We start from the raw sequence: 23,770 nt of genomic DNA, 5'->3' as shown, positions 1-23,770 counted from the left end.
GATAAGGCGCGCGCCTACGTTCGTGTGTCACTGACCGTCCCGCGGAAGACCGAGAGGACCCGATGAGCACGCACCCTGCGATACGGACCGAAGATCTCGTCAAGAACTTCGGGAACACTCCCGCCGTGCGGGGTGTGAGCCTTGAGGTTCCGACCGGCACGGTCCTCGGACTGCTCGGCCCCAACGGCGCCGGCAAGACCACCATCGTCCGCATGCTGTCCACGCTCGTGAAGCCGGACGGCGGCCGCGCCCTCGTGCACGGCTACGACACCGCCACCCAGTCCCGCGAGGTGCGCTCGCTGATCGGCATGACCGGTCAGTACGCCGCCGTGGACGAGGACATCTCCGGGTGGGAGAACCTGTACCTCATCGGCCGGCTGCTCAACATGGGCCGTAAGGAGGCCCGTTCCGCCGCCGACGCCATGCTGGAGCGCTTCCGGCTGACCGACGCCGCGCACCGCCCCGTCGGCGGCTACTCCGGCGGCATGCGGCGCCGGCTCGACCTGTCCGCCTCGCTGATGGGCGAGCCCCGGGTGCTCTTCCTCGACGAGCCGACCACCGGACTCGACCCGCACAGCCGCAACGAGCTGTGGGACGAGGTGCGCACCCTCGCCCGGAAGGGCGCCACGGTGCTCCTCACCACCCAGTACATGGAGGAGGCCGAGGCCCTCGCCGACGCGATCGTGGTCATCGACCACGGCCGGGTCATCGCCTCGGGGACCAGCACCGGACTGCGCGAGCGGATCGGCGGACCGGTGCTGCGGATCACCCCGGAGCGCCCCGCCGACCTCACCGCCGTACGCACCGCCCTGGTCTCGGCCGGGCTGCGCCCCGCCACCGGCGACCGCGACACCGAGCGGGTCTCCCTGCCGCTGAGCGCCGGCGGGCACGAACTGACCTCCGCGATCCGGGTGCTCGGCGAGGCCGGCCTTCCGCTCGCCGGGGTCGACACCCACGTACCCAGCCTGGACGAGGTGTTCCTGACCCTCACCGGGAACGCCGGGGCGGACACACCGTCCGACCGGTCCGCCACGCACGACGAACTGACGAGGAGTGCGGCATGAGCGTCGCCCTGTCCGTGACCGGGATCTCCGGACCGCAGGAGACCGTGCGCCATTCGCTGGCCATCTGCCGGCGCAATCTGCGCAAGGTGCTGAGCAGTCCGGGGCAGGTCCTCGACGCCACGCTGATGCCGGTGATCTTCGCCCTGATCTTCGTGTACGTCTTCGGCGGCGCGATCTCCGGCAGCAGCGGCGCCTACAAGCAGTACGTGATGCCCGGCATCATGGCGCTGACCACGACCATCGCCTCCCGCACCTCCGGCACCACCCTGAACGTGGACTTCACCACCGGGGTGATGGACCGCTTCCGCTCCCTGCCGATGGCCCGCTCCGCGGTCCTGACGGGCCGGATCCTCGCCGACACGATCCGGATGCTGGTCTCCCTGCTGACGGTCTTCGGCTTCGCGCTCCTCATCGGCTTCCGGGTGCACACCGGACCGCTCCAGGCCCTCGCCGCGATCGGGCTGATCCTGCTGTACGGGGTCGCCCTGTCCTGGCTGCACGCCCTGATCGGACTGACCGCCCGCTCCATCGAGACGGTGCAGAGCGTCGGCATGCTGGCGATGGTCCCGCTCCAGTTCGGCAGCTCCATCTTCGCCGCGCCCGGCACCATGCCCGGGTGGCTGGGCTTCCTCGTCCAGCACAACCCGATGTCCGCCGTGGTCGACTCCGCCCGCAACCTGATGCTGGGCGGGCCGGTCGCCGCCCATGTGATCACCGCGCTGGCCTGGAGCGTCGGCATGATGGCGATCCTCGTGCCGCTCTCCGTCCGGCAGTACCGGAACCGCAAGTGACCGGCCCGTCCGGCTCCGCCGCCGCCCGTTCGCCCTGGCTGCGCGCCCCGGCCACCGCCTCCGGCGCCCCGGTCCGCCTGGTGTGCTTCCCGCACGCCGGCGGCGCCGCCAGTTTCTTCCGGAACTGGCCGGGGCTGATCGGCCCGGCCGCCGAGGTGTACGCCGTCCGCTACCCCGGCCGCGAGGACCGGATCGCGGAGCCGCTCGCCCGGACCATGGAGGAGCTGACCGAACCCCTCGCCGACGCCCTCGCCCCGCTCCTCGACCGGCCGGTGGTCTTCTTCGGCCACAGCATGGGCGCCTCCGTCGCGTACGAGACGGCGCTGCGGCTGGCGGACCGGGGCACCGGCACCCCGGCCGCGCTGCTGGTCTCCGGCCGTGCCGCGCCCCACCGGCTCGTCCGCAACGGGCTCGCGGACCAGGACGACGACGCCCTCGTCGCCGACGTCCGCCGGCGCGGTGGACCGCTGGCCGAGGCGCTGGACCACCCCGATCTGCTGGACCTCGTCCTGCCGGCCATCCGCTCCGACTACGCCCTGCTCGACGACTACGCCCCGAAGGCCCGGCCGCGGACCCTCGACATCCCGGTCACCGCCTACTACGGCACACACGACGAGCACGTCGCCCCCGACGCCGTACACGCCTGGTCCGAGATCTCCCCGGACCGCTTCACCGCGCGCGGATTCGACGGCAGCCACTTCTACCTCGTGCCGCACGCCACCGCCCTCACCGAGGACGTGGCCGCCCGGCTCACCGCTGTGACACCCCGCCCCCACCAGGAAAGGACCCGTTGATGACTGCGACGGCCCCCGTGGTCGAAGCCCGCGGACTCACCAAGAAGTACCGCGGCAAGACCGCCGTACGGGATCTCAGCTTCACCATCAGTCCCGGCAAGGTCACCGGCTTCCTCGGCCCCAACGGCGCCGGGAAGTCGACCACCATGCGGCTGCTGCTGGGCCTGGACCGGCCCGACAGCGGCACCGCCACCATCGGCGGCAGGCCCTACGCCGAACTCACCAGCCCGCTGCGCACCGTCGGCGCCCTCCTGGAGGCCAAGGCGGTCCACAAGGGCCGCAGCGCCTACAACCACCTGCGTTTCCTCGCCCTGACCCAGGGCCTGCCGCTGACCCGGGTCGACGAGGTGCTGGAGCGGGTCGGGCTCACCGAGGTCCGCAAGGCGCGCGCCGGCGGCTTCTCGCTCGGCATGGGCCAGCGCCTGGGCATCGCCGCAGCCCTCCTCGGCGACCCGCAGATCCTCCTGCTCGACGAGCCGGTCAACGGCCTCGACCCGGAGGGCGTGCTCTGGATCCGCAATCTGATGAAGTCCCTGGCCGAGGAGGGCCGGACCGTCTTCGTCTCCAGCCACCTGATGAACGAGATGGCCGTCACCGCCGACCACCTCGTCGTCATCGGGCGGGGCACCCTGCTGGCCGACTGCCCCGTCTCCGAGTTCATCGAGGCCAACTCGACCTCCTCGGTCCTGGTCCGCACCCCGGACGCGGTCCGGCTCGCCGACCTGGTCACGGCGGCCGGCGGCGACGTCACCGCCGGACCCGACGAACTCGTGATCACCGGCGTCGACACCGCGCGGATCGCCGGGATCGCCGCCGAGCACCGCATCGTCGTCCTCGAACTCACCCCGCAGCGCGCCTCCCTGGAGGAGGCGTTCATGCGCATGACCAGCGACAGCGTCGAGTACGGAGACACCTCGCCTTCCAGGAGCGCCGCATGACCACCGCCCTCGTCACCCCCACGGCCCCGCTCACCGCGCGCGGCGGCGGCTTCACCGGACTGCTGCGCGCCGAATGGATCAAGCTGACCTCGGTCCGCTCCACCCTGTGGACGCTGGCCCTGATGACCGCCACCGCCGTCGGCGTCTCGGTCCTCATCTCCGCGATCACCGCCGCGCAGTGGAAGGACTCCTCCGCGGCCGACCGCCAGGGCATCGTGGAGGACCCGGTCGGCACCATCTTCGGGGCCCTCGGCCTCGCCGAACTCGTGATCTGCGTCCTCGGCGTCCTCGTCGTCACCAGCGAGTACTCCACGGGCACGATCCGGGCCAGCGTCCTGGCCGTACCGCGCCGTTCGCCCATGCTGGTCGCCAAGGCGCTGGTCTTCGCGGCCATGGCCCTGGTGGTCGGCGAGATCGCCTCGTTCGCGTCGTTCTTCTCCGGCGCCGCGCTGCTGCGCGACCACGTCACGGTCACACTGGACGACCCGGGCGTGCTGCGGGCCGTCGCCGGAACGGGGCTGTTCCTGGCCGCGATGAGCCTGGTCGCGCTCGGGGTGGGCGCGCTCGTCCGCCACACCGCGGGGGCGATCGCCGGCGTCATCGGCTTCGTGCTGGTGCTCTCGCCGCTCGCCTCCACCCTGCCGGGCACGGTGGGCAAGCACCTCTCCGCGTACCTGCCGACCAACGCGGGCCAGCTCATCGTCTTCGCCGTCCCCGACCCGGAGGCGGTGCTCTCCCCCTGGCAGGGCCTGGCCGTCTGCGCCCTGTGGGGCGTGGCGCTGCTCACCGCCGCCGCGGTCCTGCTGAAGCGGCGCGACGTCTGAGCCTCCCCGGCACCACGAGAAGGGCCCCGGACTTCGGTCCGGGGCCCTTCTCGTGCGTCCGCGTCCCGCGCGGTGCCGGTGCTATTCGGCCGCGTCCTCCAGGAGCCGCTGGATGGCCACCACCCGCGCGGAGACCTCGGCCAGCTCGGCCCGCAGGCCCTCCTGCTCGGCCGTGGCCCTCCGGGCGGACCGGCTCCGCTCCCTGGCCCGGTCCGAGGTGAACCAGAACAGGCCCGCGAGTACCAGGATCGTACTGCTCAGCATGATCGAACTCGCGATGACAGCACTCGCGGCGGAATTCACGGTCTCGCCTCCTTGGGGGCACTCTGCCCAGTCGTCGGAATTTCTTTCCCCCTGTTGTCCCCATGCTAGTGAAAGGAAGCGCCGGCGAACAGGTGGGTTTTCCTTATAATTTCGGACACGAAAAGGGCAGAGAAATGAATACGAGCCGCCCCGATTCACCGATCGGGGCGGCTCGCATTCATGAGCGAAAAGAATAGGGCGGAGAATTCCGGTCAGGCGGCGGGCTCCATGGCGTACCGGGCGGTCGCGCCGGCCCAGCGGTCCAGCACCGCGGCCGCGGCCCCCGAGTCGACGGAGTGCGCGGCGCGCACCAGCGCGGGCGCCAGCCGCTCCGTCACCGTACGGCCCCCGGACGGCTCGGCCGCCGCCAGCGCGGCGGCGGCGGAGAGCAGCACCGCGTTCCGCACCGGGCCGGGGTCGCCCGCCAGCACCCGGCGGGCGACCCCGGCGTTGAACGCCGCGTCCGCCCCGCGCAGTGCCTCGGCGGAGGCGTACGGGAGGCCGAGGTCGCGCGGGTCGAAGCTCTCCCGGCGTACGGCACCGTCCTCGACGCTCAGCACGGTCGACGTGGTGGTGACGGTCAGTTCGTCGAGCCCGTCGTCGCCCCGGAAGACCAGCGCCGTGGACCCGCGCCGGGCCAGCACACCCGCGATCAGCGGCAGCAGCCGGGCATCGGCCACGCCCACGGCCAGGGCCGTCGGGGAGGCCGGATTGGTGAGCGGTCCCAGCGCGTTGAAGACCGTGGGGATGCCGAGTTCGCGGCGGGCGCCGGCCGCGTGCCGCATCGCCGGGTGGAAGTCCGGGGCGAAGCAGAACGTGATGCCGACCTCGGCGACCAGGGCGGCCACCCGCTCCGGGGCGAGCCGCAGGGTCACGCCGAGGCGTTCCAGCACATCGGCGGAGCCGCAGGCGGAACTGGAGGCGCGGTTGCCGTGCTTGACGACGGGCACGCCCGCGCCCGCCACGACGAGCGCGGACATGGTCGAGATGTTGACGGTGCGGGCGCCGTCGCCGCCGGTGCCGACGACGTCGACGCACGGCCCCGGCACCTCGATGCGCACGGCGTGGGCGAGCATCCCGTCGACGAGCCCTTCCAGCTCGTGCACGGTCTCGCCCTTGGCACGCAGGGCGACCAGCAGGCCGGCGATCTGGGCGGGCGACGCCTCGCCCCGCATGACGCGGTCCATCATCCAGGAGGCGTCCGCGCCCGTCAGATCACGCCCGTTCATGGTGGCGTGGAGCAGCCGTGGCCAGGTGGGCGGGTGGATGCGTGTGAGTGAAGCGGTTCCAGCGGTCACCGTATCTCCCTGTGGAATCAGCGGCGGGCCGGGCCCGCGGTCAGTTCCAGTCCTCGTCCGCGGGCGCCACGGTCACCGGGGACGACAGGGAAGCGGCCGTCGGCACACCGGCGTGGGTACCGGCCGCGGCCGTACCGGACTGGACGGCGGTCAGCAGGGCCGTCGCGCCGATCAGGGCGGCGGTGGTGCACTTGATGCGGGTACCCCAGGTGCGCTGCATGGTCGTTCCCTCTCCCGTGGACCGGACTCCGCCGACATGCGGATCTCTTGTCGGGATGAACCGTAGGAAGACCGGGCTTCGAGGCGGTATTGACCGGCTTTCAAGCGACGCGCCGAACGATATCGGCCGTGCTCAGAGGGGGTGCGGCCGTCAGGAGTCGGTACGGCCGAGCTCGTCCAGGAGCTGCTGGGCGCGCTCCTGCCAGCGCGGTGCGCCGACCTGGCTGAACAGCGCCTCGGCCGCCGTCAGACAGTCCCGGGCCTCCGCGGTGCGGCCGCCGCGCCGGGCGGTCTCGGCCAGGGCCAGGCCGATCATGCCCTCCACGAGCGGGCTGTCCACGCGCTGCGCGATGTCGAGCGCGTCCAGCAGGGTGATCTCCGCGAGCTGGAGCGAGCCGGCGCCGAACCGGGTCTGGCCGAGCCCCAGCAGGGCGTAGGCGAGCCCGACCATGTCGGACTTCTCCTTGACGATCATCACCACCCGCAGGAAGGTCTCCTCGGCGGGCTCCCAGCGCTCCAGGGCGAGATGCGCGCAGGCCACCCGGTACGCCGACTGGGCGAGGTTGCGCTCCCCGCCCTCCCCGATGCTCTCGGAGACCCGCACCGCTTCGAGCCCCAGCTCCAGGGCGGTGTCCGGCCGGTCCCGTTCCAGTTCCAGCTGGGCCATCCCGCTGAAGGCGTACGCCTCCGAGGAGAGGTCGCCGTGCGCGCGGAAGACGGGCAGCGCCTCCTCCAGGCGCCGCATCGCGGCGCCGACGTCGCCCCGGATCCGGTCGATGACCGCCAGGCTCTTCAGCACCAGGGCCCGGCCCAGCTCCTGACCGACCGTCCCGTACAGCTCCAGCGCGGTCCCGAGGTGCTTCTCCGCGTCGTCCAGCTTGCGCAGCCGCAGATCGGCGGCGCCCAGGCTGTGCGCCATCGCGGCCCGGCCCAGCACGTCACCGCAGGCGCGGGCGGCCTCCAGCGCCTGTTCGGCACAGGCCCGCCAGTCGTCGATGTAGTTGCGGGTCTCGAAGAGCACCGTCATCGACAGCGTCAGGTCCCAGGCCAGTTCCGCCAGGCCCATCCGGGCGGCCTGGCCGACCGCCGCGACCAGCGGCAGCCGCTCGGCCTCGTACCACTCCAGGGGCTGGGCGAGCAGCGCCTCCCGCAGCCCGGGGTCGGTGGGGCGGCGCGGCGCCCGGCCGTGCACGATGCTGAAGTCGCCCCCGTACTCCCGGCGGTGGGCCTCCTCGGCCAGCGTGAGGCAGGTGCGGAAGACCCGCTCGCAGGCGGCCAGCCGGTCGGCCTCGGCCTCCTCCTCCTGGGCGCGTTCGCGGGCGTAGAGGCGCAGCAGGTTCTGGAAGCGGTAGCGGAGCTGGCCGGTGGCGTCGGTGCCGATGACTTCGAGGAACTGCGCGTCGACCAGGTGCTCGATGAGCCGTTCCGCCTCCAGGTCGTCGATGTCCAGCAGAGCGCCCCCGACCCAGGCGGTGAAGTCCGGCGCGTCCAGCAGGCCGATGCGCCGGTAGAGCCGGGCCGCGTCCAGCGGCAGATAGCGGTAGCTGAGCGCGAACCCCGCGCGCACCTGGGACTCGCCCTGGCTCAGCTCGTCGAGCCTGCGCCGCTCGTCGCTGAGCCGGGCCACCAGATGGCGGACGGTCCAGTGCGGTTTGGAGGCGAGCCGGGCCGCCGCGATCCGCAGGGCGAGCGGCAGCCGGTCGCACAGTTCGGCGAGCCGGACGGAATCGCCCGGCACGGCGTCGATCTTGGCGGTGCCCACCACATGGCCCAGCAGTCGCAGGGCCTCCGGCTCGGACAGGGCGCCGAGATGCACCCGGGCCCGCTGCGGCGAGGTCACCAGCCCCTCCAGCTGCTCCCGGCTGGTGACCAGCACACAGCACTTGCCGCTGCCGGGCAGCAGCGGCCGGATCTGCGCCAGGGTGCGGACGTTGTCGAGGACGATCAGCACGCTGCGGCTCGCCAGCACGCTGCGGTAGAGCGAGACCCGCTCCTCCAGGGCGGCCGGGACCTGCTGGCTCGGCACGCCCAGCGACCGCAGCAGCCGGCCCAGCACCTCGGTCGACGAGGTGGCCTCGTGGTCCTCGTCGTAGGCGCGCAGATCGGCGAAGAGCCGGCCGTCGGGGAAGCGCTCGGCGACCCGGTGGGCCCAGCGCATCGCCAGCCCCGTCTTGCCGACCCCGGCGACGCCGGTGATCAGCCCGACCGGGGTGACGTTCTCCTCGCCCGTCCCGTCCATCAGCGAGTCCAGCGCGGCCAGTTCGTCCTCGCGGCCCGCGAACCCGGGGACGTCCGGCGGGAGTTCCGAGGGGATGATGACGACCTCCTCGACGGCGGGCGCCCGCTGCGGCGCCGGCTCCGCCGGTTCGGCGGCCACCACCGCGAGCGCGGGGTCGTCGGCCAGGACCGCGTCGTGCAGTTCCTGGAGGTCGGGGCCGGGTTCCAGGCCGAGTTCGTCGATGAAGTGGCGCCGGGCGTCGCGGAAGGTCTCCAGCGCCTCCGCGCGGCGGCCCGAGCGGTACTGCGCGAGCATCAGATGGTGCCGGGTCCGCTCCCGCAGGGGGTGTTCGCGGACGACGGCGGTCAGTTCGGGCACCAGCTCCTGGTGGCGGCCGAGTTCCAGCTGTACGAGGGTGGAATCGTCGAAGACGTTGAGCCGCAGCTCCTCCAGCCGGCCCGCCTCGTCCTCGATGAGCCGCCCGGACACCCCGGTGAGCGCGGGGCCGCGCCACAGGCCGAGCGCCTGCGCGTAGGCGTGCGCGGCCTCGGCCGTCCGCCCCTCGCCCGCGGCCAGTTCGGCCTCCTGGACGAGGCGGCCGAAGTCCACCGCGTCGATGTCGTGCCCGGTGGTGTTCAGCTGGTAGCCGGGGTGCGCGGTGGCGATGATCTCCTCGCCGGCCCCCTGGGAGCGGAAGGTCTTGCGGAGCGCCGCGATGCAGATCGCGATCTGGGTCCGGGCGGTCGCGGGCGGGCGGCCGTTCCAGACGACGTCCACCATGGTGTCGACGGAGACGACGCGATCGGGGCTGAGAAGGAGGAGCGCGAGGATCGTGCGCTGGCGTGCGCCCCCGACCGGGACCCGGCTCTCGGCGTCCGCCACCGCCAGTGGTCCCAGAATCCTGAAACTCAGCCGTTCCCCCACGATTCCCCCTGCCGTCTGCCCCGCCCCCCGAGGACATCCGTCGATCACGGTACCCAACCACACGTTCGATCGGGGACCGTGAAAGCCCCGGACGGCGTTCACAGGCTACCGGCGGACCGCCCCGGAGCCCCGGCCCCGGACATGTGGCGGACCACCGCGGCGCCGTACCCGTCGGGCACCGCGACCCGTTCCACGGACCGGTCCCCGGTGACCCCCGGACCCGCCGCGCACCCGCCGCGGATCAGCGCGCGGCGCCCCGCGGCGAGCCGCGCCGCCCGGTGCGCCTCCCGGACGGCGGCCGGATCGCCGTCCTCCGGGAGCCGAACGACGCCCACGCCCACCGTCGTCGTGGACAGGGCGTAGACGACGAGCCCGCCGCACCGCTCCCAGGAGAGCCGCAGCGGCCCGCCGTCCCCGCCCGCCGCCGTGCCGTCGTGCCACCGCGCGCACAGCGGGCAGGGCCCGTCCAGGACGGTGATCCGGTCCGGCGAACACCCCAGGTGGGCGGCGGCGAGCAGCCGCAGTCCGCCGCGCACGACGGCCCACGCGCGCCGCTCCGGGCCGGGTTCGAGCCCGGCGTACGCCCGGCGCTCGCCCGCCGTGAGCGCGGCGGCCCCGGCGGCCTCCTCGGCCGGACCCTGCTCCGGCAGGAGCAGCGTCCACACCCGTGCCCCCTCCGGCGCGCGGCGGCACCGCTCCGGGGGCGCGGTGAGGTCCAGCGCGGCGGCGGGGAGCCGGGCGCGGTCCCCGTCCCGTCCCGGCCACGGCGGCCGGGACGGGAGGGGCAGCGGCCGGCTCGCCCGCATCCGCTCGGGGGTCCAGGCGTACGGAGGCGTGGCGGCGGGCCCGTTCCCGGGGTCCGGTTCGTCCCGCATCGCGCTCCCTCCGTACTCCTCCACCGTACGACCGCGGCTCCCCCGGCCTTCGAGGCGTCAGGGCCGGGCCGCGGTCAACTGCTCCATCAGATCGGCGAACGCGGCGGTCCTGTCGTCGAACTGAGGCGAGATCGCCGTGCCGCCGGGGATGCCCTGACTGGTCAGTCCGGCGACGTATCCGCTGCCGGTCGCCGGATCGTAGTCGAGCATCCAGGGACCGCCGCTCGCCCCGCCCGTGATGTTGGGGCAGTCGGTGTGCCACAGGTTCTCGGGCGGCGGCACGGGCAGGATCAGGTCCTCGCAGAGCTCCTGGTGCTCCCCGTCGTAGGGCGTGCCGGAGTAGCCGATGAGGGCGATCGGCTCACCGGTGCGGACGTCGTCCTTGGTGACCAGGGTCTGGCCGCCGACCGCCTCGCCGAGCCGCTGGCCCCGGCTGTTGTCCTCGGTGATGACCATGCCGTAGTCGTGCTCGGGGTCGGACTCGGAACCGCTGGACCACAGGGAGTCCGTGGCGATGTTCCACGCCTCGAACAGCCCGTACGCACCGGGCCCGTTGTCGTAGGCCGGGACGAAGACGATGTTCTTCATCCAGCCGCCGTCCGGGCCCTCGTGCAGACAGTGCGCGGCGGTCAGCACGAGCATCTGCGAGGCGGTGTCGACGGCCGTGCCCGTGCAGTGCGACGGGGTCCCGTCCGGATGATTGAAGAGCAGATAGCCGACGGTCTCGGACAGCGCCCCCTCCGCGACGGCCGCCGTGGCCGGACTCCGCCGCGCGGTCCCGGCCGCCGCCGTGTCCGCGTCCCCGTCGCCGATCGCCTCGCGCATCCGCTCGGGCGTCCAGTACGCCCGCAGCGCGGCCCGTTGCGCGTCGCGTCCTGGGCCCGCGCCGGGCACGTCGATCGGCGCCCGGGTGACCGCCATGATCCCGTCACCGGCGGCCTGCGCGGACGGGGCGGCCGTCAGCGAGGCGACGACGGCACCGAGGGCGAGGAGCAGCCCCCCGATCCGCCGTCGGTTCCCGGTCCGTGCCCGTGGCCGTCTCTCCCGGTGCGGTCCGTTGCTGCTCCGTTCGGGCATGCGTGCATCCCTTTCCCTGGAAGCCTGCGCACGCAGGGCGCTGCGTGCGTCAGGCGACGCTAGGGAGGGGCGGCTTCGGACGCTTATCGTCCGGGCTTCGCCGGACGCCGCGAGGTGCGCGGGGCCCGGTGCGCGGGGTCAGCGCCGTCCGCGCCGGGCCTCGCGGACCCGGCGCAGCCGGTTCACCGTCACCGGATCGGCCGCCAGGGCGCGGCGGTCGTCCAGGAGCGCGTTGAGCAGCTGGTAGTAGCGGGTCGGGGAGATGCCGAGCTGCTCCCTGATCGCCCGCTCCTTGGCCCCCGGGCCGGTCCAGGAGCGCCGCTCGACCGCGAGCACCGCGAGGTCCCGCTCGGAGAGCGGGACCTCGGGCTCGTCGGGGCCGTTCGGGGGGAGGGCGGTCATATCAGCCAATATATTGCGCGGGACGGACACCGCCACGGCGGCCGGAGCGCCCCTGCCGAAAGGCCCTACTCCGCCTTCTCGGCGGCGGTCGCCTCCTGCGCGATGTGTTCGAGAACCAGTCCGGGGGTGGCTCCGGGGTCCACCGCCTTGCCGATGTTCTCCTTGATCGACTCGCTGGCCTTCGCCCAGGACGTCTTGCCGAAGGGGTAGAACTCGGCGCTGGACAGCGTGGCCAGGAACTGGTGCAGCGGCTTGTACTGCGGGTCGTCCTCCATCGCGGCCGAGGCGCTGTCGGTGACCGGCAGCATGTCGTACGTGTCGGCGAACTCGATGACGTTCTTGTCGGTGAACAGGAAGTCGAAGAACTTCCCGATCTCGACCCGGTGGTCGTTCTGCTTGAACCCCATGATCCAGTCGGCGACGCCCATCGAGGTCTTGGTGGGCCCGTTCGGGCCGGGCAGCTTCACCATCCCGACGTGCACGCCCTTCTTCTCGGCGTCCTCCATCAGCGTGGGGTGGCCGTTGAGCATGCCGACCTGGCCCTTGCCGAAGGCCTCGAAGGCCTTGGCCCGGTTGAGCGCGCGGGGGGCGACGGGGCCGGTGAGGCCCTTGTCGACCAGGTTCTCCTTCAGCCAGCCGAAGGTGCGGACGTTCTCGGGCGAGTCGATGGTGTACGTGCCGACGTCGTCGGTGTAGCCACCGCCGCCGCTGAGCACCCACTGCAGGGTCTCGGCCTGGGACTCCTCCGGACCGAGCGGCAGGGCGAACGGGTAGCGCACCCCGCGGCCCTTGAGCGCGGCGGCGTCGGCGGCTATGTCGCCCCAGGTCTTCGGGGCGGTCAGCCCGGCCTGGGAGAAGAGGTCCTTGTTGTAGAAGAGGAGCCGGGTGCTGGCGACGAACGGCAGGCCGTACTGGACGCGGTCGACCCGGCCGGCGTCGGCGAGCTTGGGCAGGAAGTTCGCCTGGGTGGGGATGGAGAGCATCTGGTCGGCGGAGTAGAGCTTGCCGGCCTTGGCGTAGTCGGCGTACGCGCCGATCTGGGCGATGTCGGGGGCGTGGCCGGACGCCACCATCTCGGAGACCTTGCGGTCGATATCCGTCCACGGCAGGACGGTCACCTGGACCTTGATGCCGGGGTGGGAGGCCTCGAAGCTCTTGGCGACGCCGTTCCAGTAGGTATCGGACTTGTCCGCCTCGCCGGTGCCGTAGTCGGCCGCGACCACCTTCAGCGTGACGTCCTCGTCCGGACCTCCGCCCGAGCAGCTCGTCAGGGTGGCCGCCATCCCCAGTGCGGCGACCGCCGCTGTCAGTCCCTTGTAACGCCGCTGCACAGCCAAGTCCGTCCTCATTGTTTGCGCCATCCGACAGGATCACGCCACCCGCGGCGCCCACCTCGTCGTGGGGCCCTCCGGATGAGCTGCGATTTTGCACCACCCCGCCCCAGGAGGTCTACACCACTTCGATATCGCTTCCGCAAAGCGGGGCCATTGCACGCGGCGCGCGGCGGCTGCTAAGGAGGTCCCGGCCCTGTCGTCAGAATCCCCCTCCGAGGAGCCGACCAGCATGTCCCGTACCGCATCGGAAATCGCCACCCAGCCCGCGAGCTGGCGGCGTGCCGCCCAGGCGGGCGCGGCCTTCGAGGGGCTGCCGCGCCCCGGCGAGCGCGTCGCCGTCACCGGCTGCGGCACCTCGTGGTTCATGGCGATCGCCTATGCCGCGCTGCGGGAGGCGGCCGGACAGGGCGAGACCGACGCCTACGCCTCCTCGGAGTTCCCCACCGGACGGACGTACGACCGGGTCGTGGCGATCACCCGCTCGGGCACGACCAGCGAGGTGCTGGCGCTGCTGGCACAGGTGCGCGGGCAGACGGCGACGGTCGCGCTGACGGCGGACCCGGCGACCCCGGTCATGACGGCGGCCGACACGGTGGCCGTACTGGACTGGGCGGACGAGGAGTCGGTCGTCCAGACCCGGTTCGCCACCACCGCGCTGGCCTTCCTGCGCGCCGGACTCGAAGCGGCCGGCCCGCTGCCGGCCGGCGTGAAGACGGTCGCCGAGGCGGCGGTGGACGCGGAGCTGGCGGTGGCCGAACCGCTGGACGAGGCGGTGGTCTCGGCCGAGCAGTGGACCTTCCTGGGGCGCGGCTGGACGTACGGGCTGGCGCTGGAGGCCGGGCTGAAGATGCGCGAGGCGGCGGGCGCCTGGACCGAGTCGTATCCGGCGATGGAGTACCGCCACGGACCGATCGCGATCACCGGGCCGCACCGTGTCGCCTGGGTGCTGGGCCCGCTGCCGGACGGGCTGGCCGGCGAGGTGGCGGGGGTCGGCGGCACGCTGGTGGCCCACCGGACGGCGGACCCGATGGCCGATCTCGTCCGGATCCAGCGGCTCGCGGTGACGCTCGCCGAGGCGAAGGGGTACGACCCGGACCATCCGCGCAACCTTTCGAGGAGCGTCATCCTGCCGGGGTAGCGCACGGGCGCTCACGCGGTGTGATCACGCCGGGTGGGCGCCCCTCTTTTGTATGGATGCGCAACAAACAGCGCTAGTGGACTAGACCTTTTGGGGTCCGTCGGGCGAAACTGTTTCCCGTGAAACACGTCATCGCCCTCGATGTGGGCGGCACCGGAATGAAGGCCGCACTGGTCGGGGCCGACGGCGCCCTGCTCCACGAGGCACGGCGGGCGACCGGCAGAGAGCGCGGCGCCGACGCCGTCGTCGAGTCCATCCTCACCTTCGCCGCGGATCTGCGCGCGTACGGAGAGGAGCACTTCGGCGAGAGCGCCGTCGCCGCGGGCATCGTCGTGCCCGGCATCGTGGACGCCGCCCACGGCGTCGCGGTCTACGCCGCCAACCTGGGCTGGCGCGACGTCCCGCTCCGCCGGCTGCTGGGCGAACGGCTCGGTGACGTGCCCGTCGCCCTCGGCCACGACGTCCGCACCGGCGGACTCGCCGAGGGCCGCATCGGCGCGGGCAAGGGCGCCGACCGCTTCCTCTTCGTCCCGCTGGGCACCGGCATCGCCGGCGCCATCGGGATCGGCGACACCATCGAGGAGGGCGCCCACGGCTACGCGGGCGAGATCGGCCATGTCGTGGTCCGGCCGGACGGCCCGGACTGCGCCTGCGGCCAGCGCGGCTGCCTGGAGACCCTGGCCTCCGCCTCCGCCGTCAGCCGCGCCTGGGCCGCCGCGTCCGGCGACCCCGAGGCCGACGCCGCCGACTGCGCCAAGGCCGTCGAATCCGGCGACCCCAAGGCCGTCGCGGTCTGGCTCGACGCCGTCGACGCGCTCTCCGCCGGGCTGGTCACCGCCCTCACCCTGCTGGACCCCCGGACGATCATCATCGGTGGCGGGCTCGCCGAGGCCGGGGAAACCTTGTTCACACCACTCCGTGCGGCCGTCGAGGAACGCGTCTCGTTCCAGAAGCTGCCCCACATCGTCCCGGCGGCCCTCGGGGACACCGCCGGATGCCTGGGCGCAGGGCTGCTCGCCTGGGATCTTCTCTCCACGGAGGTATCCGCCTGATGGCCGGACGCGCAGACAGCACCGTTCTCGCCGGTGCCCGGGTGGTACTGCCCACCGGCACCGTCGACAACGGCCGGGTGATCGTCGAAGGCACCCGCATCGCCGGCAGCGCCGCGGACGACGCACCCCGCGTCGACCTGACGGGCCACTGGATCGTCCCCGGCTTCGTGGACATGCACAACCACGGCGGCGGCGGAGCCTCCTTCACCTCCGGCACCGTGGACGAGGTCCTCACCGGCGTCCGCACCCACCGCGAGCACGGCACCACCACCCTGGTCGCCTCCACCGTCACCGGCGAGATGGACTTCCTCGCCGAGCGGGCCGGCATCCTCTCCGAGCTCGTCGAACAGGGCGACCTGGCCGGCATCCACTTCGAGGGCCCCTTCATCTCGCCGTGCCGCAAGGGCGCCCACAGCGAGAGCCTGCTGCGCCACCCGGACCCGGCCGAGGTCCGCAAGCTGATGGACGCCGCGCGCGGCACCGCGAAGATGTTCACCCTCGCCACCGAACTGCCCGGCGGCATCGACTCCGTACGGCTGCTCGCCGAGCACGGCGTCATCGCGGCGATCGGCCACACCGACGCCACGTACGAGCAGACCACCGAGGCCATCGACGCGGGCGCCACCGTCGCCACGCACCTCTACAACGCGATGCCCGGACTCGGCCACCGCGCGCCCGGCCCGATCGCCGCGCTCCTGGAGGACGAGCGGATCACGGTCGAGCTGATCAACGACGGGACGCATCTGCACCCCGCCGCGCTGGAGCTCGCCTACCACCACGCGGGCGCCCACCGCGTCGCGCTCATCACCGACGCCATGGACGCGGCCGGCTTCGGCGACGGCCAGTACCAGCTCGGCCCGCTCGCCGTCGAGGTCAAGGACGGCGTGGCCCGGCTCGTCGAGGGCGGCTCCATCGCCGGCTCCACCCTCACCCTGGACACCGCCTTCCACCGGGCCGTCACCATCGACCGCATCCCGGTCGGCGACGTGGTGCAGTCCATCTCCGCCAACCCCGCCCGGCTCCTCGGCGTCTACGACCGCGTCGGCTCGCTGGAGCCCGGCAAGGACGCCGACCTCGTCGTGCTCGACGAGGACTTCCGCCTCGCCGGAGTCATGCGCAAGGGCGAGTGGATCGTCCGGCCGAAGAACGTCTGAGGCCACGGCGGACGCCCGCGCCGGGCGGCGGGCGTACGTAACGAAGAGACGGCGGTTGGCCTGCGGGACTGGGCCGACCGCCTTCCCTTTGGCATGATCACCCGGAAGACGGGCCCGCCTGGGAAACAGACGGGGGAAAGCGCGTTCCGGCAAGGAATCGGGAGGGGGCGGCCGAGGTGATCCTCACGGTCACGCTGAACACCGCACTCGACCTGACCTACGGCGTACCGGCCCTCGTCCCGCACACCAGCCACCGCGTCACCGCCCCCGTCGAACGCCCCGGCGGCAAGGGCGTCAACGTCGCCCGGGTGCTCACCGCCCTCGGCCACGACACCGTCGTCACCGGCTTCGCCGGCGGCCGCACCGGAGCCGTCCTGCGCGACCACCTCGCCGCGTATTCCGAAACCCCCGGCCACCTCGCCGCACATTCCGGAACCCCCGGCACGTCGGCCGCGCCCGCCGGCGCACCGCACGCGCACCCCGCACCGCCCGCGGACGCCCGCCCCGCCGCACCCGCACCCGCCCCCGGCACCCTCACCGACGCCCTCGTCCCGGTGTCCGGCGACACCCGGCGCACCCTGGCCGTCGTCGACCGGGCCACCGGCGACACCACCCAGTTCAACGAGCCCGGACCGCACATCACCGCCGAGGAGTGGACCGCCTTCCTCGGCACCTACCGGGAGCTGCTGGCCGGCGCCGGCGCCGTCGCGCTCTGCGGCAGCCTGCCGCCCGGCATCCACGTCGGCGCCTACGCCGAACTGATCCGGCTCGCCCGCGCCGCCGGCGTCCCCGCCCTGCTGGACACCAGCGGCGAACCGCTCCGCCGGGGCATCGCCGCCCGCCCCGACCTGATCAAGCCCAACGCCGACGAGCTGGCCCAGCTCACCGGCTCCCGCGAACCCCTGCGCGCCACCCGGGACGCCCGCCGCCGGGGCGCGCACACCGTGATCGCCTCGCTCGGCCCCGACGGCCTGCTGGCCCTCACCCCGGACGGCGGCTGGCAGGCGTCCCCGCCCGCCCCCGTCAAGGGCAACCCGACCGGGGCCGGTGACTCCGCGGTGGCCGGACTGCTGTCCGGCCTCGTCGAGGAGCTGGCCTGGCCCGACCGGCTGCGCAGGGCGGTGGCACTGTCGACGGCGACCGTGCTGGCCCCCGCCGCCGGAGACTTCGACCGCGCGGCCTACGAGGAACTGCTGCCGCGCGTCACCGTCGAGCGGCACGCACCAGGAGCCGCCTGAACGCCGCGCCGGGCCCTCTCCGGGCCCGGAGAAAACACAGAGGTCAGCATGCCGCTCGTCAGCACCGGTGAACTCGTCTCCGCCGCCCAGGCACGGGGCCACGGGATCGCCGCCTTCAACGTCATCACGCTGGAGCACGCGGAGGCCATCGCCACCGGGGCCGAGCGCGCCGGAGCCCCGGCCGTCCTCCAGATCTCCGAGAACGCCGTGAAGTTCCACGGCGGCCGGCTCGCCCCCGTCGCCGCAGCGGCCGCCGCCGTCGCCCGCGCCTCCACCGCCCCGCTCGCCCTCCACCTCGACCACGTCGAATCCGTGGAACTGCTCCACCAGGCCCATGAGACGGGCTTCGGCTCGGTGATGTTCGACGCCTCGAAGCTCGGTTACGAGGAGAACGTACGGGCCACCGCCGCCGCCGTCGCCTGGGGCCGCGACCACGGCATCTGGATCGAGGCCGAGCTGGGCAAGGTCGGCGGCAAGGAGGGCGAGGCACCCCTCGACGCCCACGCCCCCGGCGTCCGCACCGACCCCGACGAGGCCGCCGCGTACGTCGCGGCCACCGGCGTCGACGCGCTGGCCGTCGCCGTCGGCTCCTCGCACGCCATGACCGAACGCACCGCCGCCCTCGACCACGAGCTGATCGCCCGGCTGCGCGACGCCGTCCCCGTCCCGCTCGTCCTGCACGGCTCCAGCGGCGTCCCCGACGACGAGATCCGCCGCGCCGTCGCCTCCTCCGGCATGGTCAAGGTCAACGTCGGCACCGCCCTGAACACCGCCTTCACCGCTGCGGTCCGCGCCCACCTCGCCGAGCACACCACCGGCGTCGACCCCCGCAAGTACCTCGCCCCCGGCCGCGAGGCCATGGCCGCCACGGTCGCCGGCTTCCTCGCCCTGATGGGCTGAGACCCCGCGCCGGAACGCCGACGGCCCCGCACCCTCCGAGGGAGGTGCGGGGCCGTCGGCGTACGTACCGGCGCGGATCAGCGCGTCTGGTGACCGGCCTTCAACGACAGCTGGTCCAGATTGGCGTCGCACTGGTCGCCCTCGTTGCAGGAGATCATCAGGGTGTTCGCACCCTTGGTGAGGTTGACGTACGCGTAGGTCGTCGTCCACCCCTTCTCCAGATCGCCCTCGGGGGCGTTGGCGAAGTTCTTCATGTTGATGGAGCGCGGGTCCTCGGCGTTGACCGTCAGCGACGTCTTGGCGTCCTTGCCCGGCACGCCGTACGTCACGAACAGCGTGTACTCGCCGGCCTCCGGCACCTCCACGGACCAGGTCGCCGAGCGGCCCACCGCGTTGAGGTTGATGTACTGACCGTTGTTGCTCTTGGCGCCCTTGACGGAGTTGTCCAGCGCCGCGTCACCGCCGAGCTTCAGCGAGGCCGCGTCCTGCTTGGGCAGCTCGGGCGGGGCGGAGGAGCTGGTGCTCGCCTCGGGCGTCGGCGACTCCTCGACCTCACCGGCCGGGCCGGACGTGGACGAGGACCCGGCCTCGTCCTTCTTGCCCTTGTCGCCGTCGTCCGTCATCAGCGCCGCACCGATGCCGATGAGCACGACCGCGACCACCGCGACCGCGCCGATCAGCAGGCCCTTGGTGTTCGGACCGCCCTTGCCGGAGCCGCCGCCGTGCCCGCCCTGGCGCGGCACCTGCGTGGCGGGGCCGCCGGGATACGTCTCCGGGGCCGCGTACTGCGGATTCGGCTGGCCGTAGGGCTGCTGCGGCTGCCCGTACGCCTGCTGCGGCGGCACCTGGCCGTACTGGCGCTCACCGACGGTCCGGACCTGGTTGTACGAGGTCCGCGGCCGTCCCGGCTGCGCGGCGGGGCCCGGGTAGCCGTAGCCGCCCTGGCCGCCCGGCGGCTGCGCGCCGGCCGCCTGACCGTCCTCGTAGAGGTAGCCGAACGGATCGTCGTCCTCGGGTGTGCTCGCGCCGTTGTTCCCGGCCATCCCTGGGTCACTCCTCACCATGTCGCCAGCCGTCGCCGAATCTCGCCAGCCGTCGCCGACCGGCCGAGCCTACCCCGAACGGCTCACGTCAAGAATTGCCGGAGGGCGGGACCCGCCGGCCGCGCCCGACGTCCCGGAGAACCTCAGCCGGCCCTCCGGTGAACCTTCGACCGGGACCGCTTCTCCACGTACATCCGCTGGTCGGCGGAGCGCAGCACCTCTTCGGCCGTCATCCCGCAGGCCGCCCAGCCGATCCCGAAACTCGCCCCGACGCGGACCGCGCGGCCGTCGACCCGAATGGGCGGAATGATGGCGTTCCGCAGCCGAACGGCCAGGTCGGCGGCGTCCGCGGACCCCAGCCCGTCCGCGAGCACGACGAATTCGTCACCCCCGAGCCGGGCGACGGTGTCACCGTCGCGGACACAGGTGGTCAGCCGGCGGGCGACCTCGATGAGAACCGCGTCACCCGTGTGGTGTCCGAACCGGTCGTTGATCGACTTGAAGCCGTCCAGATCGCAGAAGAGCACCGCGAGCCCCTTGGCCCCGTCGTCGTGGTCCGGGTCGGGCGCGACGGTGTGCACATGGTGGTCGTACGGGGCGACGCCCCGGGCCGGGTCGAATCCGTCGGAGGGGAAGTGGTGCGCACGGGCCTCGTCCACGTCCCCGTAGGCCGCGTCCAGCGCCTCCACGTCCGAGGACATCGCCGCGTGCGGGCGCTCGCAGAGCCGGGCGCCGAGCCGGGCGCGCAGCTCCGCGCTGTTGGGCAGCCCGGTCAGGGCGTCGTGCGAGGCCCGGTGCGCCAGGTTCAGCTCGTGGCGCTTGCGCTCCTCGATGTCCTCGACGTGCGTGAGCAGGAAGCGCGGCCCGTCCGCCGTGTCCGCGACCACCGAGTTGCGCAGCGAGACCCAGAGATAGGTGCCGTCCCGGCGGCCCAGCCGCAACTCGGCCCGGCCGCCCTCGGCGGAGGTGCGCAGCAGGGTGCCGATGTCCTCGGGGTGGACCAGATCGGCGAAGGAGTAGCGCCGTAGTACGGAGGCGGGGCGGCCCAGCAGCCGGCACAGGGCGTCGTTGGTGCGCAGCAGCCGGCCGTGCTGGTCCCCGCCGAGTTCGGCGATGGCCATGCCGCTGGGGGCGTACTCGAAGGCCTGGCGGAAGGATTCCTCGCTGGCCCGCAGCGCCTGCTGCTCGCGCTCCAGGCGGACCAGGGCCCGCTGCATGTTTGCTCGGAGCTTGGCGTTGCTGATCGCAATGGCGGACTGGGAGGCGTACATCTGGAGGGCCTCGCGGCCCCAGGCGCCGGGGCGGCGTCCGTTGCGGGGGCGGTCGACGGATATGACGCCCAGGAGGTCCACACCACTGCCGGTGGCGTACATCGGGGCGTAGAGCCGGTCCTGCGGGTGCCACTCGTCCTCGAAGCGGGGTTCGGGGCCCTCGGTGTGCCACTGCGGGACGTCGTCGTCCAGGAGCACCCAGCCGTCGGTGTGGGGTATGAACCGCAGTTCGTCCCAGGGCTCGCCCATGGCCAGCCGGCGCTCCCAGGAGGTGCGGGAGCCGACGCGGCCGGTGATCAGGGCCTCGGCGGCGGCGTTGCCCGCGAAGGCGGCGACGACGAGATCGCCGTCGGGGCGGACGAGGTTGACGCAGGCAAGCTCGTAGCCGAGACCGGCGACGATGCCGTCGGCCACGGTCTGCAGCGTGTCGGCCAGGCTCCGTGCCGTGTTGAGATCGGTCACGACCTGGTGCAACTGCCGCATCGTCGCAAGACGGACGTACGGCTCCGACTCGGCCTCCATCGCTCGCACTCCCCGAGACCTCGACAGCACTCCAGATGTCATATCGACGCACTTGACGTACTTACTGCAGTGTCACGGCCACTGAATCACAGTGAGCTGTGCACCCGGTACACAGGGTCAACAATTATCGCGCTCTGTGACTCAAGTCACAACAGGTGCCAAAAGGGCCTCGTGAGCCGTGCCGGTCCGCACATCCGTTTCATGAACGCAAAACGCAAACCCGGCCCGTGACGCCGGGGGCCGGTCCTAGGACCTGCCTGGTCCCTTGGCCCGATGCGGGGGCCCACCGTACGCGGTTAGCGTTCCGGATGTGTTGCAGACGAAGACCCCCGCCCCGCGTACCGAGCCCGTCCCCCATGCTGAGGGGGTGAGCAACGACGAGTTCCGCGGCGCCCTCGCCCGGCTGGCGGCCGGAGTGGTGCTGATCACCGCCCAGGAGCCGCCGCTCGACGAGCACGGCAGGGGCGAGGACGTCGGGATGACCGCGACCGCCTTCATGTCGGTGTCGCTGGACCCGCCGCTCGTCATGGTCAGCCTCCGCGACGGCTCCCGGATGGACGACCTGCTGGCCGAGCAGCCCCTCTGGGCGGTCTCCGTACTCGCGGAGAGCCAGCGGCACATCGCCGGCCGCTTCGCCATGAAGGGCCGGATCAGCGACCGGCTGCTCTTCGAGGACATCCCGTACGTACGGGGCGAGGTCAGCGGGGCGCCCCTGGTCGGCGGCGCGCTCGCGACGCTGGAGTGCCGCACCGAGCAGCGCGTGACGGCCGGCGACCACACCCTGGTGATCGGCCGCGTGCTGGGGGCCCACCTGCCGACCGGCGACGGCGGCCCGCTGACGTACTTCCGGGGACGCTACCGGCAGCTGGGCTGAGAGCCTTCCGGCGACGCCACCGGCAGCTGGACCGAGAGCCTTCCGGATACGAACCCGGCAGCCGGACCGAGAGCCCTCCGGGCACGGGACCGGCGCTACCAGTCCCGTCCGGAGCGGCCGCGCTTGGTCTCGGCGCGCTGCTTCTTCTCCCGCAGCCGGCGCTCGTTGATCCCGCGCGGGATCTTCTTCTTCAGCCGGGGCCGCGGCGGCGGCGCCGTGGCCTCCGCGAGCAGGGCGGCCATGCGTACGGCGGCCGTCTCGCGGTTGCGCCACTGGGAGCGGTGCTCCGAGGCGCGGACGGACACCACTCCGTCGACCAGCCGGTTCGCCAGCCGCTCCAGCGCGCGCTCCTTCCACACCTCGGGCAGCGCGCCGGTGGCCGCGAGGTCGAAGCGCAGCTCCACCTGGGAGTCGCTGGTGTTGACGTGCTGGCCGCCGGGCCCGGAGGACCGCGAGAAACGCCACATGAGCTCGGCCTCCGGCAGGGAGACCGCTCCGCGGATGACATAGGGACCGGACATGCCCCCATGGTCCCCGGCGGACGGGGGGTTCGTCACCCCGGTTTCCCCGGGGCTTCCCGGTGCGGGCCTCTCACCCGTACGGCGTAACTCTCATCGTTCGGTAAAGAAAGTAAAGCCGGATGGAACCTGGCGGTCCCCTGCCTGCGTTATGACCTGTGACGGTAGCTTCGTGATGGCACGAAGCCCGACTCGACAGATGAAAGGGACTTCCCATGGCAGTAAGCCTGTCCAAGGGCGGCAACGTCTCCCTCACCAAGGAGGCCCCCGGCCTCACCGCCGTCACGGTCGGCCTCGGCTGGGACGTCCGCACCACCACCGGCACGGACTTCGACCTCGACGCCTCGGCGATCGCGGTCAACACCGCGGGCAAGGTCTTCTCCGACGCCCACTTCGTCTTCTTCAACAACAAGTCCACGCCGGACCAGTCCATCGTCCACACCGGTGACAACGTCACGGGTGAGGGCGAGGGCGACGACGAGCAGATCAACGTCAACCTGGCGGCCCTCCCGGCCGACATCGACAAGATCGTCTTCCCGGTCTCGATCTACGACGCCGAGACCCGCAGCCAGAACTTCGGCCAGGTCCGCAACGCGTACATCCGCATCCTCAACCAGGCCGGCGGCGCCGAGATCGCGCGCTACGACCTGAGCGAGGACGCCGCCACCGAGACCGCCATGGTCTTCGGCGAGCTGTACCGCAACGGCGCCGAGTGGAAGTTCCGCGCCGTCGGCCAGGGCTACGCCTCGGGCCTGCGCGGCATCGCCCAGGACTTCGGCGTCAGCATCTGACACCCGCCCCACGCCCCACGGAAGCCCCCGGCCGAACGTCCTGCGGCCGGGGGCTTCCGCGTGCCCGCACGCCTCCGGCGACTCCCGATCCGGCCCGGCCCGCAAGCCTCTGACACCCCGGCAGAACCCCGCCGGATAGCGGACAGAGACCGCCTCCAGTCGGACAAGAAGTGGTCAAAGATTTGTGAGGCAATTGTTGGTACACCGT

General features: G+C 72.8%; 23 protein-coding genes. 12 read left to right on the top strand and 11 right to left on the bottom strand.

Going from position 1 to position 23,770, the window contains the following annotated elements:
* The first annotated feature begins 62 nt into the window (after positions 1-62).
* Genes ACFVDM_RS31635 through ACFVDM_RS31615 form a run of 5 tightly spaced genes read left to right on the top strand, consistent with a single transcriptional unit; the run spans position 63 to position 4,411 of the window.
* On the top strand, positions 63-1,064 hold the full coding sequence (locus ACFVDM_RS31635) for an ATP-binding cassette domain-containing protein (RefSeq protein ID WP_383648398.1): 1,002 nt from the start codon (positions 63-65) through the stop codon (positions 1,062-1,064).
* Positions 1,061-1,855: an ABC transporter permease gene (locus ACFVDM_RS31630; protein ID WP_383648396.1), complete on the top strand. Its 795-nt coding sequence runs from the start codon at positions 1,061-1,063 to the stop codon at positions 1,853-1,855. The genes ACFVDM_RS31635 and ACFVDM_RS31630 overlap by 4 nt, the downstream gene beginning before the upstream one ends.
* Positions 1,852-2,649 (top strand): thioesterase II family protein, encoded by a 798-nt coding sequence (locus ACFVDM_RS31625; protein WP_383648394.1) that lies wholly within the window; start codon positions 1,852-1,854, stop codon positions 2,647-2,649. The genes ACFVDM_RS31630 and ACFVDM_RS31625 overlap by 4 nt, the downstream gene beginning before the upstream one ends.
* A gap of 17 nt (positions 2,650-2,666) precedes the next feature.
* Positions 2,667-3,587: an ABC transporter ATP-binding protein gene (locus ACFVDM_RS31620; RefSeq protein WP_383648468.1), complete on the top strand. Its 921-nt coding sequence runs from the start codon at positions 2,667-2,669 to the stop codon at positions 3,585-3,587.
* Positions 3,584-4,411 carry an ABC transporter permease gene (locus ACFVDM_RS31615; protein WP_383648392.1) on the top strand — a complete coding sequence of 276 codons (828 nt, stop codon included), beginning with the start codon at positions 3,584-3,586 and terminating at the stop codon, positions 4,409-4,411. Before ACFVDM_RS31620 ends, ACFVDM_RS31615 begins: the two co-directional genes overlap by 4 nt.
* A gap of 81 nt (positions 4,412-4,492) precedes the next feature.
* Here the strand turns inward: ACFVDM_RS31615 and ACFVDM_RS31610 are convergent, their stop codons facing one another.
* The 8 genes from ACFVDM_RS31610 to ACFVDM_RS31575 all read right to left on the bottom strand — a co-directional run bounded on the left by ACFVDM_RS31610 (position 4,493) and on the right by ACFVDM_RS31575 (position 13,010).
* A complete protein-coding gene (locus ACFVDM_RS31610) occupies positions 4,493-4,714 on the bottom strand; it encodes a hypothetical protein (protein WP_383648390.1) in 222 nt (73 codons plus the stop codon).
* A gap of 212 nt (positions 4,715-4,926) precedes the next feature.
* Positions 4,927-5,943 (bottom strand): anthranilate phosphoribosyltransferase, encoded by a 1,017-nt coding sequence (gene trpD, locus ACFVDM_RS31605; RefSeq protein ID WP_383648465.1) that lies wholly within the window; start codon positions 5,941-5,943, stop codon positions 4,927-4,929.
* Between the two features lie 109 nt (positions 5,944-6,052).
* Positions 6,053-6,232 (bottom strand): hypothetical protein, encoded by a 180-nt coding sequence (locus ACFVDM_RS31600; protein WP_383648388.1) that lies wholly within the window; start codon positions 6,230-6,232, stop codon positions 6,053-6,055.
* Positions 6,233-6,382: 150 nt separating this feature from the next.
* A complete protein-coding gene (locus ACFVDM_RS31595) occupies positions 6,383-9,331 on the bottom strand; it encodes a BTAD domain-containing putative transcriptional regulator (RefSeq protein WP_383648386.1) in 2,949 nt (982 codons plus the stop codon).
* Positions 9,332-9,471: 140 nt separating this feature from the next.
* A complete protein-coding gene (locus ACFVDM_RS31590) occupies positions 9,472-10,248 on the bottom strand; it encodes a hypothetical protein (RefSeq protein WP_383648384.1) in 777 nt (258 codons plus the stop codon).
* Positions 10,249-10,305: 57 nt separating this feature from the next.
* Positions 10,306-11,325 carry a trypsin-like serine peptidase gene (locus ACFVDM_RS31585; RefSeq protein ID WP_383648382.1) on the bottom strand — a complete coding sequence of 340 codons (1,020 nt, stop codon included), beginning with the start codon at positions 11,323-11,325 and terminating at the stop codon, positions 10,306-10,308.
* 138 nt (positions 11,326-11,463) lie between these two features.
* Entirely contained in the window at positions 11,464-11,727 is a 264-nt protein-coding gene (locus ACFVDM_RS31580; protein ID WP_383648380.1) for a DUF3263 domain-containing protein, read from the bottom strand.
* Between the two features lie 65 nt (positions 11,728-11,792).
* Positions 11,793-13,010, bottom strand: coding sequence for an ABC transporter substrate-binding protein (locus tag ACFVDM_RS31575; RefSeq protein WP_383648462.1), 1,218 nt, complete (start codon positions 13,008-13,010; stop codon positions 11,793-11,795).
* Between the two features lie 280 nt (positions 13,011-13,290).
* Between ACFVDM_RS31575 and ACFVDM_RS31570 the strand changes: the two genes are divergently transcribed.
* The 5 genes from ACFVDM_RS31570 to ACFVDM_RS31550 all read left to right on the top strand — a co-directional run bounded on the left by ACFVDM_RS31570 (position 13,291) and on the right by ACFVDM_RS31550 (position 18,543).
* A complete protein-coding gene (locus ACFVDM_RS31570; RefSeq protein WP_383648378.1) occupies positions 13,291-14,199 on the top strand; it encodes an SIS domain-containing protein in 909 nt (302 codons plus the stop codon).
* A 119-nt stretch (positions 14,200-14,318) separates the two neighbouring features.
* Positions 14,319-15,251 carry an ROK family protein gene (locus tag ACFVDM_RS31565; RefSeq protein ID WP_383648376.1) on the top strand — a complete coding sequence of 311 codons (933 nt, stop codon included), beginning with the start codon at positions 14,319-14,321 and terminating at the stop codon, positions 15,249-15,251.
* Positions 15,251-16,405: an N-acetylglucosamine-6-phosphate deacetylase gene (gene nagA, locus ACFVDM_RS31560; RefSeq protein WP_383648374.1), complete on the top strand. Its 1,155-nt coding sequence runs from the start codon at positions 15,251-15,253 to the stop codon at positions 16,403-16,405. Before ACFVDM_RS31565 ends, nagA begins: the two co-directional genes overlap by 1 nt.
* A gap of 176 nt (positions 16,406-16,581) precedes the next feature.
* The gene (locus ACFVDM_RS31555) at positions 16,582-17,643 is read left to right on the top strand and encodes a 1-phosphofructokinase family hexose kinase (protein WP_383648372.1); all 1,062 of its coding nucleotides are present in this window, start codon (positions 16,582-16,584) and stop codon (positions 17,641-17,643) included.
* A 48-nt stretch (positions 17,644-17,691) separates the two neighbouring features.
* Entirely contained in the window at positions 17,692-18,543 is an 852-nt protein-coding gene (locus ACFVDM_RS31550) for a ketose-bisphosphate aldolase (RefSeq protein ID WP_383648370.1), read from the top strand.
* Between the two features lie 77 nt (positions 18,544-18,620).
* On the opposite strand, the gene ACFVDM_RS31545 is transcribed toward ACFVDM_RS31550, so the two are convergent.
* Together ACFVDM_RS31545 and cdgB are read right to left on the bottom strand one after the other, a co-directional pair.
* On the bottom strand, positions 18,621-19,586 hold the full coding sequence (locus ACFVDM_RS31545; protein WP_383648368.1) for a carbohydrate-binding protein: 966 nt from the start codon (positions 19,584-19,586) through the stop codon (positions 18,621-18,623).
* Between the two features lie 143 nt (positions 19,587-19,729).
* A complete protein-coding gene (gene cdgB / locus ACFVDM_RS31540) occupies positions 19,730-21,379 on the bottom strand; it encodes a diguanylate cyclase CdgB (RefSeq protein ID WP_383648366.1) in 1,650 nt (549 codons plus the stop codon).
* A 367-nt stretch (positions 21,380-21,746) separates the two neighbouring features.
* Here cdgB and ACFVDM_RS31535 point away from each other — a divergent pair, with 367 nt between their 5' ends.
* The gene (locus ACFVDM_RS31535; protein WP_383648364.1) at positions 21,747-22,253 is read left to right on the top strand and encodes a flavin reductase family protein; all 507 of its coding nucleotides are present in this window, start codon (positions 21,747-21,749) and stop codon (positions 22,251-22,253) included.
* 95 nt (positions 22,254-22,348) lie between these two features.
* Here ACFVDM_RS31535 and arfB read toward each other — a convergent pair whose 3' ends face one another.
* Positions 22,349-22,774 carry an alternative ribosome rescue aminoacyl-tRNA hydrolase ArfB gene (gene arfB / locus ACFVDM_RS31530; protein WP_383648362.1) on the bottom strand — a complete coding sequence of 142 codons (426 nt, stop codon included), beginning with the start codon at positions 22,772-22,774 and terminating at the stop codon, positions 22,349-22,351.
* Positions 22,775-22,986: 212 nt separating this feature from the next.
* On the opposite strand from arfB, the gene ACFVDM_RS31525 reads away from it, so the two are divergent.
* A complete protein-coding gene (locus ACFVDM_RS31525; RefSeq protein ID WP_383648360.1) occupies positions 22,987-23,562 on the top strand; it encodes a TerD family protein in 576 nt (191 codons plus the stop codon).
* Positions 23,563-23,770: the final 208 nt, after the last annotated feature.

Source organism: Streptomyces sp. NPDC057682 (assembly GCF_042799575.1).
Lineage (GTDB): Bacteria > Actinomycetota > Actinomycetes > Streptomycetales > Streptomycetaceae > Streptomyces.
This window is presented reverse-complemented; position numbering and strand designations above follow the sequence as displayed.

Bases quoted from the DNA above. Each gene is read 5' to 3' on its own strand.
- ACFVDM_RS31585 (WP_383648382.1), bottom strand. From the start codon at position 11,325: ATGCCCGAACGGAGCAGCAACGGACCGCACCGGGAGAGACGGCCACGG.
- ACFVDM_RS31570 (WP_383648378.1), top strand. From the start codon at position 13,291: ATGTCCCGTACCGCATCGGAAATCGCCACCCAGCCCGCGAGCTGGCGG.
- ACFVDM_RS31630 (WP_383648396.1), top strand. From the start codon at position 1,061: ATGAGCGTCGCCCTGTCCGTGACCGGGATCTCCGGACCGCAGGAGACC.
- arfB (WP_383648362.1), bottom strand. From the start codon at position 22,774: ATGTCCGGTCCCTATGTCATCCGCGGAGCGGTCTCCCTGCCGGAGGCC.
- ACFVDM_RS31550 (WP_383648370.1), top strand. From the start codon at position 17,692: ATGCCGCTCGTCAGCACCGGTGAACTCGTCTCCGCCGCCCAGGCACGG.
- ACFVDM_RS31580 (WP_383648380.1), bottom strand. From the start codon at position 11,727: ATGACCGCCCTCCCCCCGAACGGCCCCGACGAGCCCGAGGTCCCGCTC.
- ACFVDM_RS31575 (WP_383648462.1), bottom strand. From the start codon at position 13,010: ATGGCGGCCACCCTGACGAGCTGCTCGGGCGGAGGTCCGGACGAGGAC.
- cdgB (WP_383648366.1), bottom strand. From the start codon at position 21,379: ATGGAGGCCGAGTCGGAGCCGTACGTCCGTCTTGCGACGATGCGGCAG.
- ACFVDM_RS31615 (WP_383648392.1), top strand. From the start codon at position 3,584: ATGACCACCGCCCTCGTCACCCCCACGGCCCCGCTCACCGCGCGCGGC.
- ACFVDM_RS31545 (WP_383648368.1), bottom strand. From the start codon at position 19,586: ATGGCCGGGAACAACGGCGCGAGCACACCCGAGGACGACGATCCGTTC.
- nagA (WP_383648374.1), top strand. From the start codon at position 15,251: ATGGCCGGACGCGCAGACAGCACCGTTCTCGCCGGTGCCCGGGTGGTA.
- ACFVDM_RS31635 (WP_383648398.1), top strand. From the start codon at position 63: ATGAGCACGCACCCTGCGATACGGACCGAAGATCTCGTCAAGAACTTC.
- trpD (WP_383648465.1), bottom strand. From the start codon at position 5,943: ATGAACGGGCGTGATCTGACGGGCGCGGACGCCTCCTGGATGATGGAC.
- ACFVDM_RS31590 (WP_383648384.1), bottom strand. From the start codon at position 10,248: ATGCGGGACGAACCGGACCCCGGGAACGGGCCCGCCGCCACGCCTCCG.
- ACFVDM_RS31600 (WP_383648388.1), bottom strand. From the start codon at position 6,232: ATGCAGCGCACCTGGGGTACCCGCATCAAGTGCACCACCGCCGCCCTG.
- ACFVDM_RS31525 (WP_383648360.1), top strand. From the start codon at position 22,987: ATGGCAGTAAGCCTGTCCAAGGGCGGCAACGTCTCCCTCACCAAGGAG.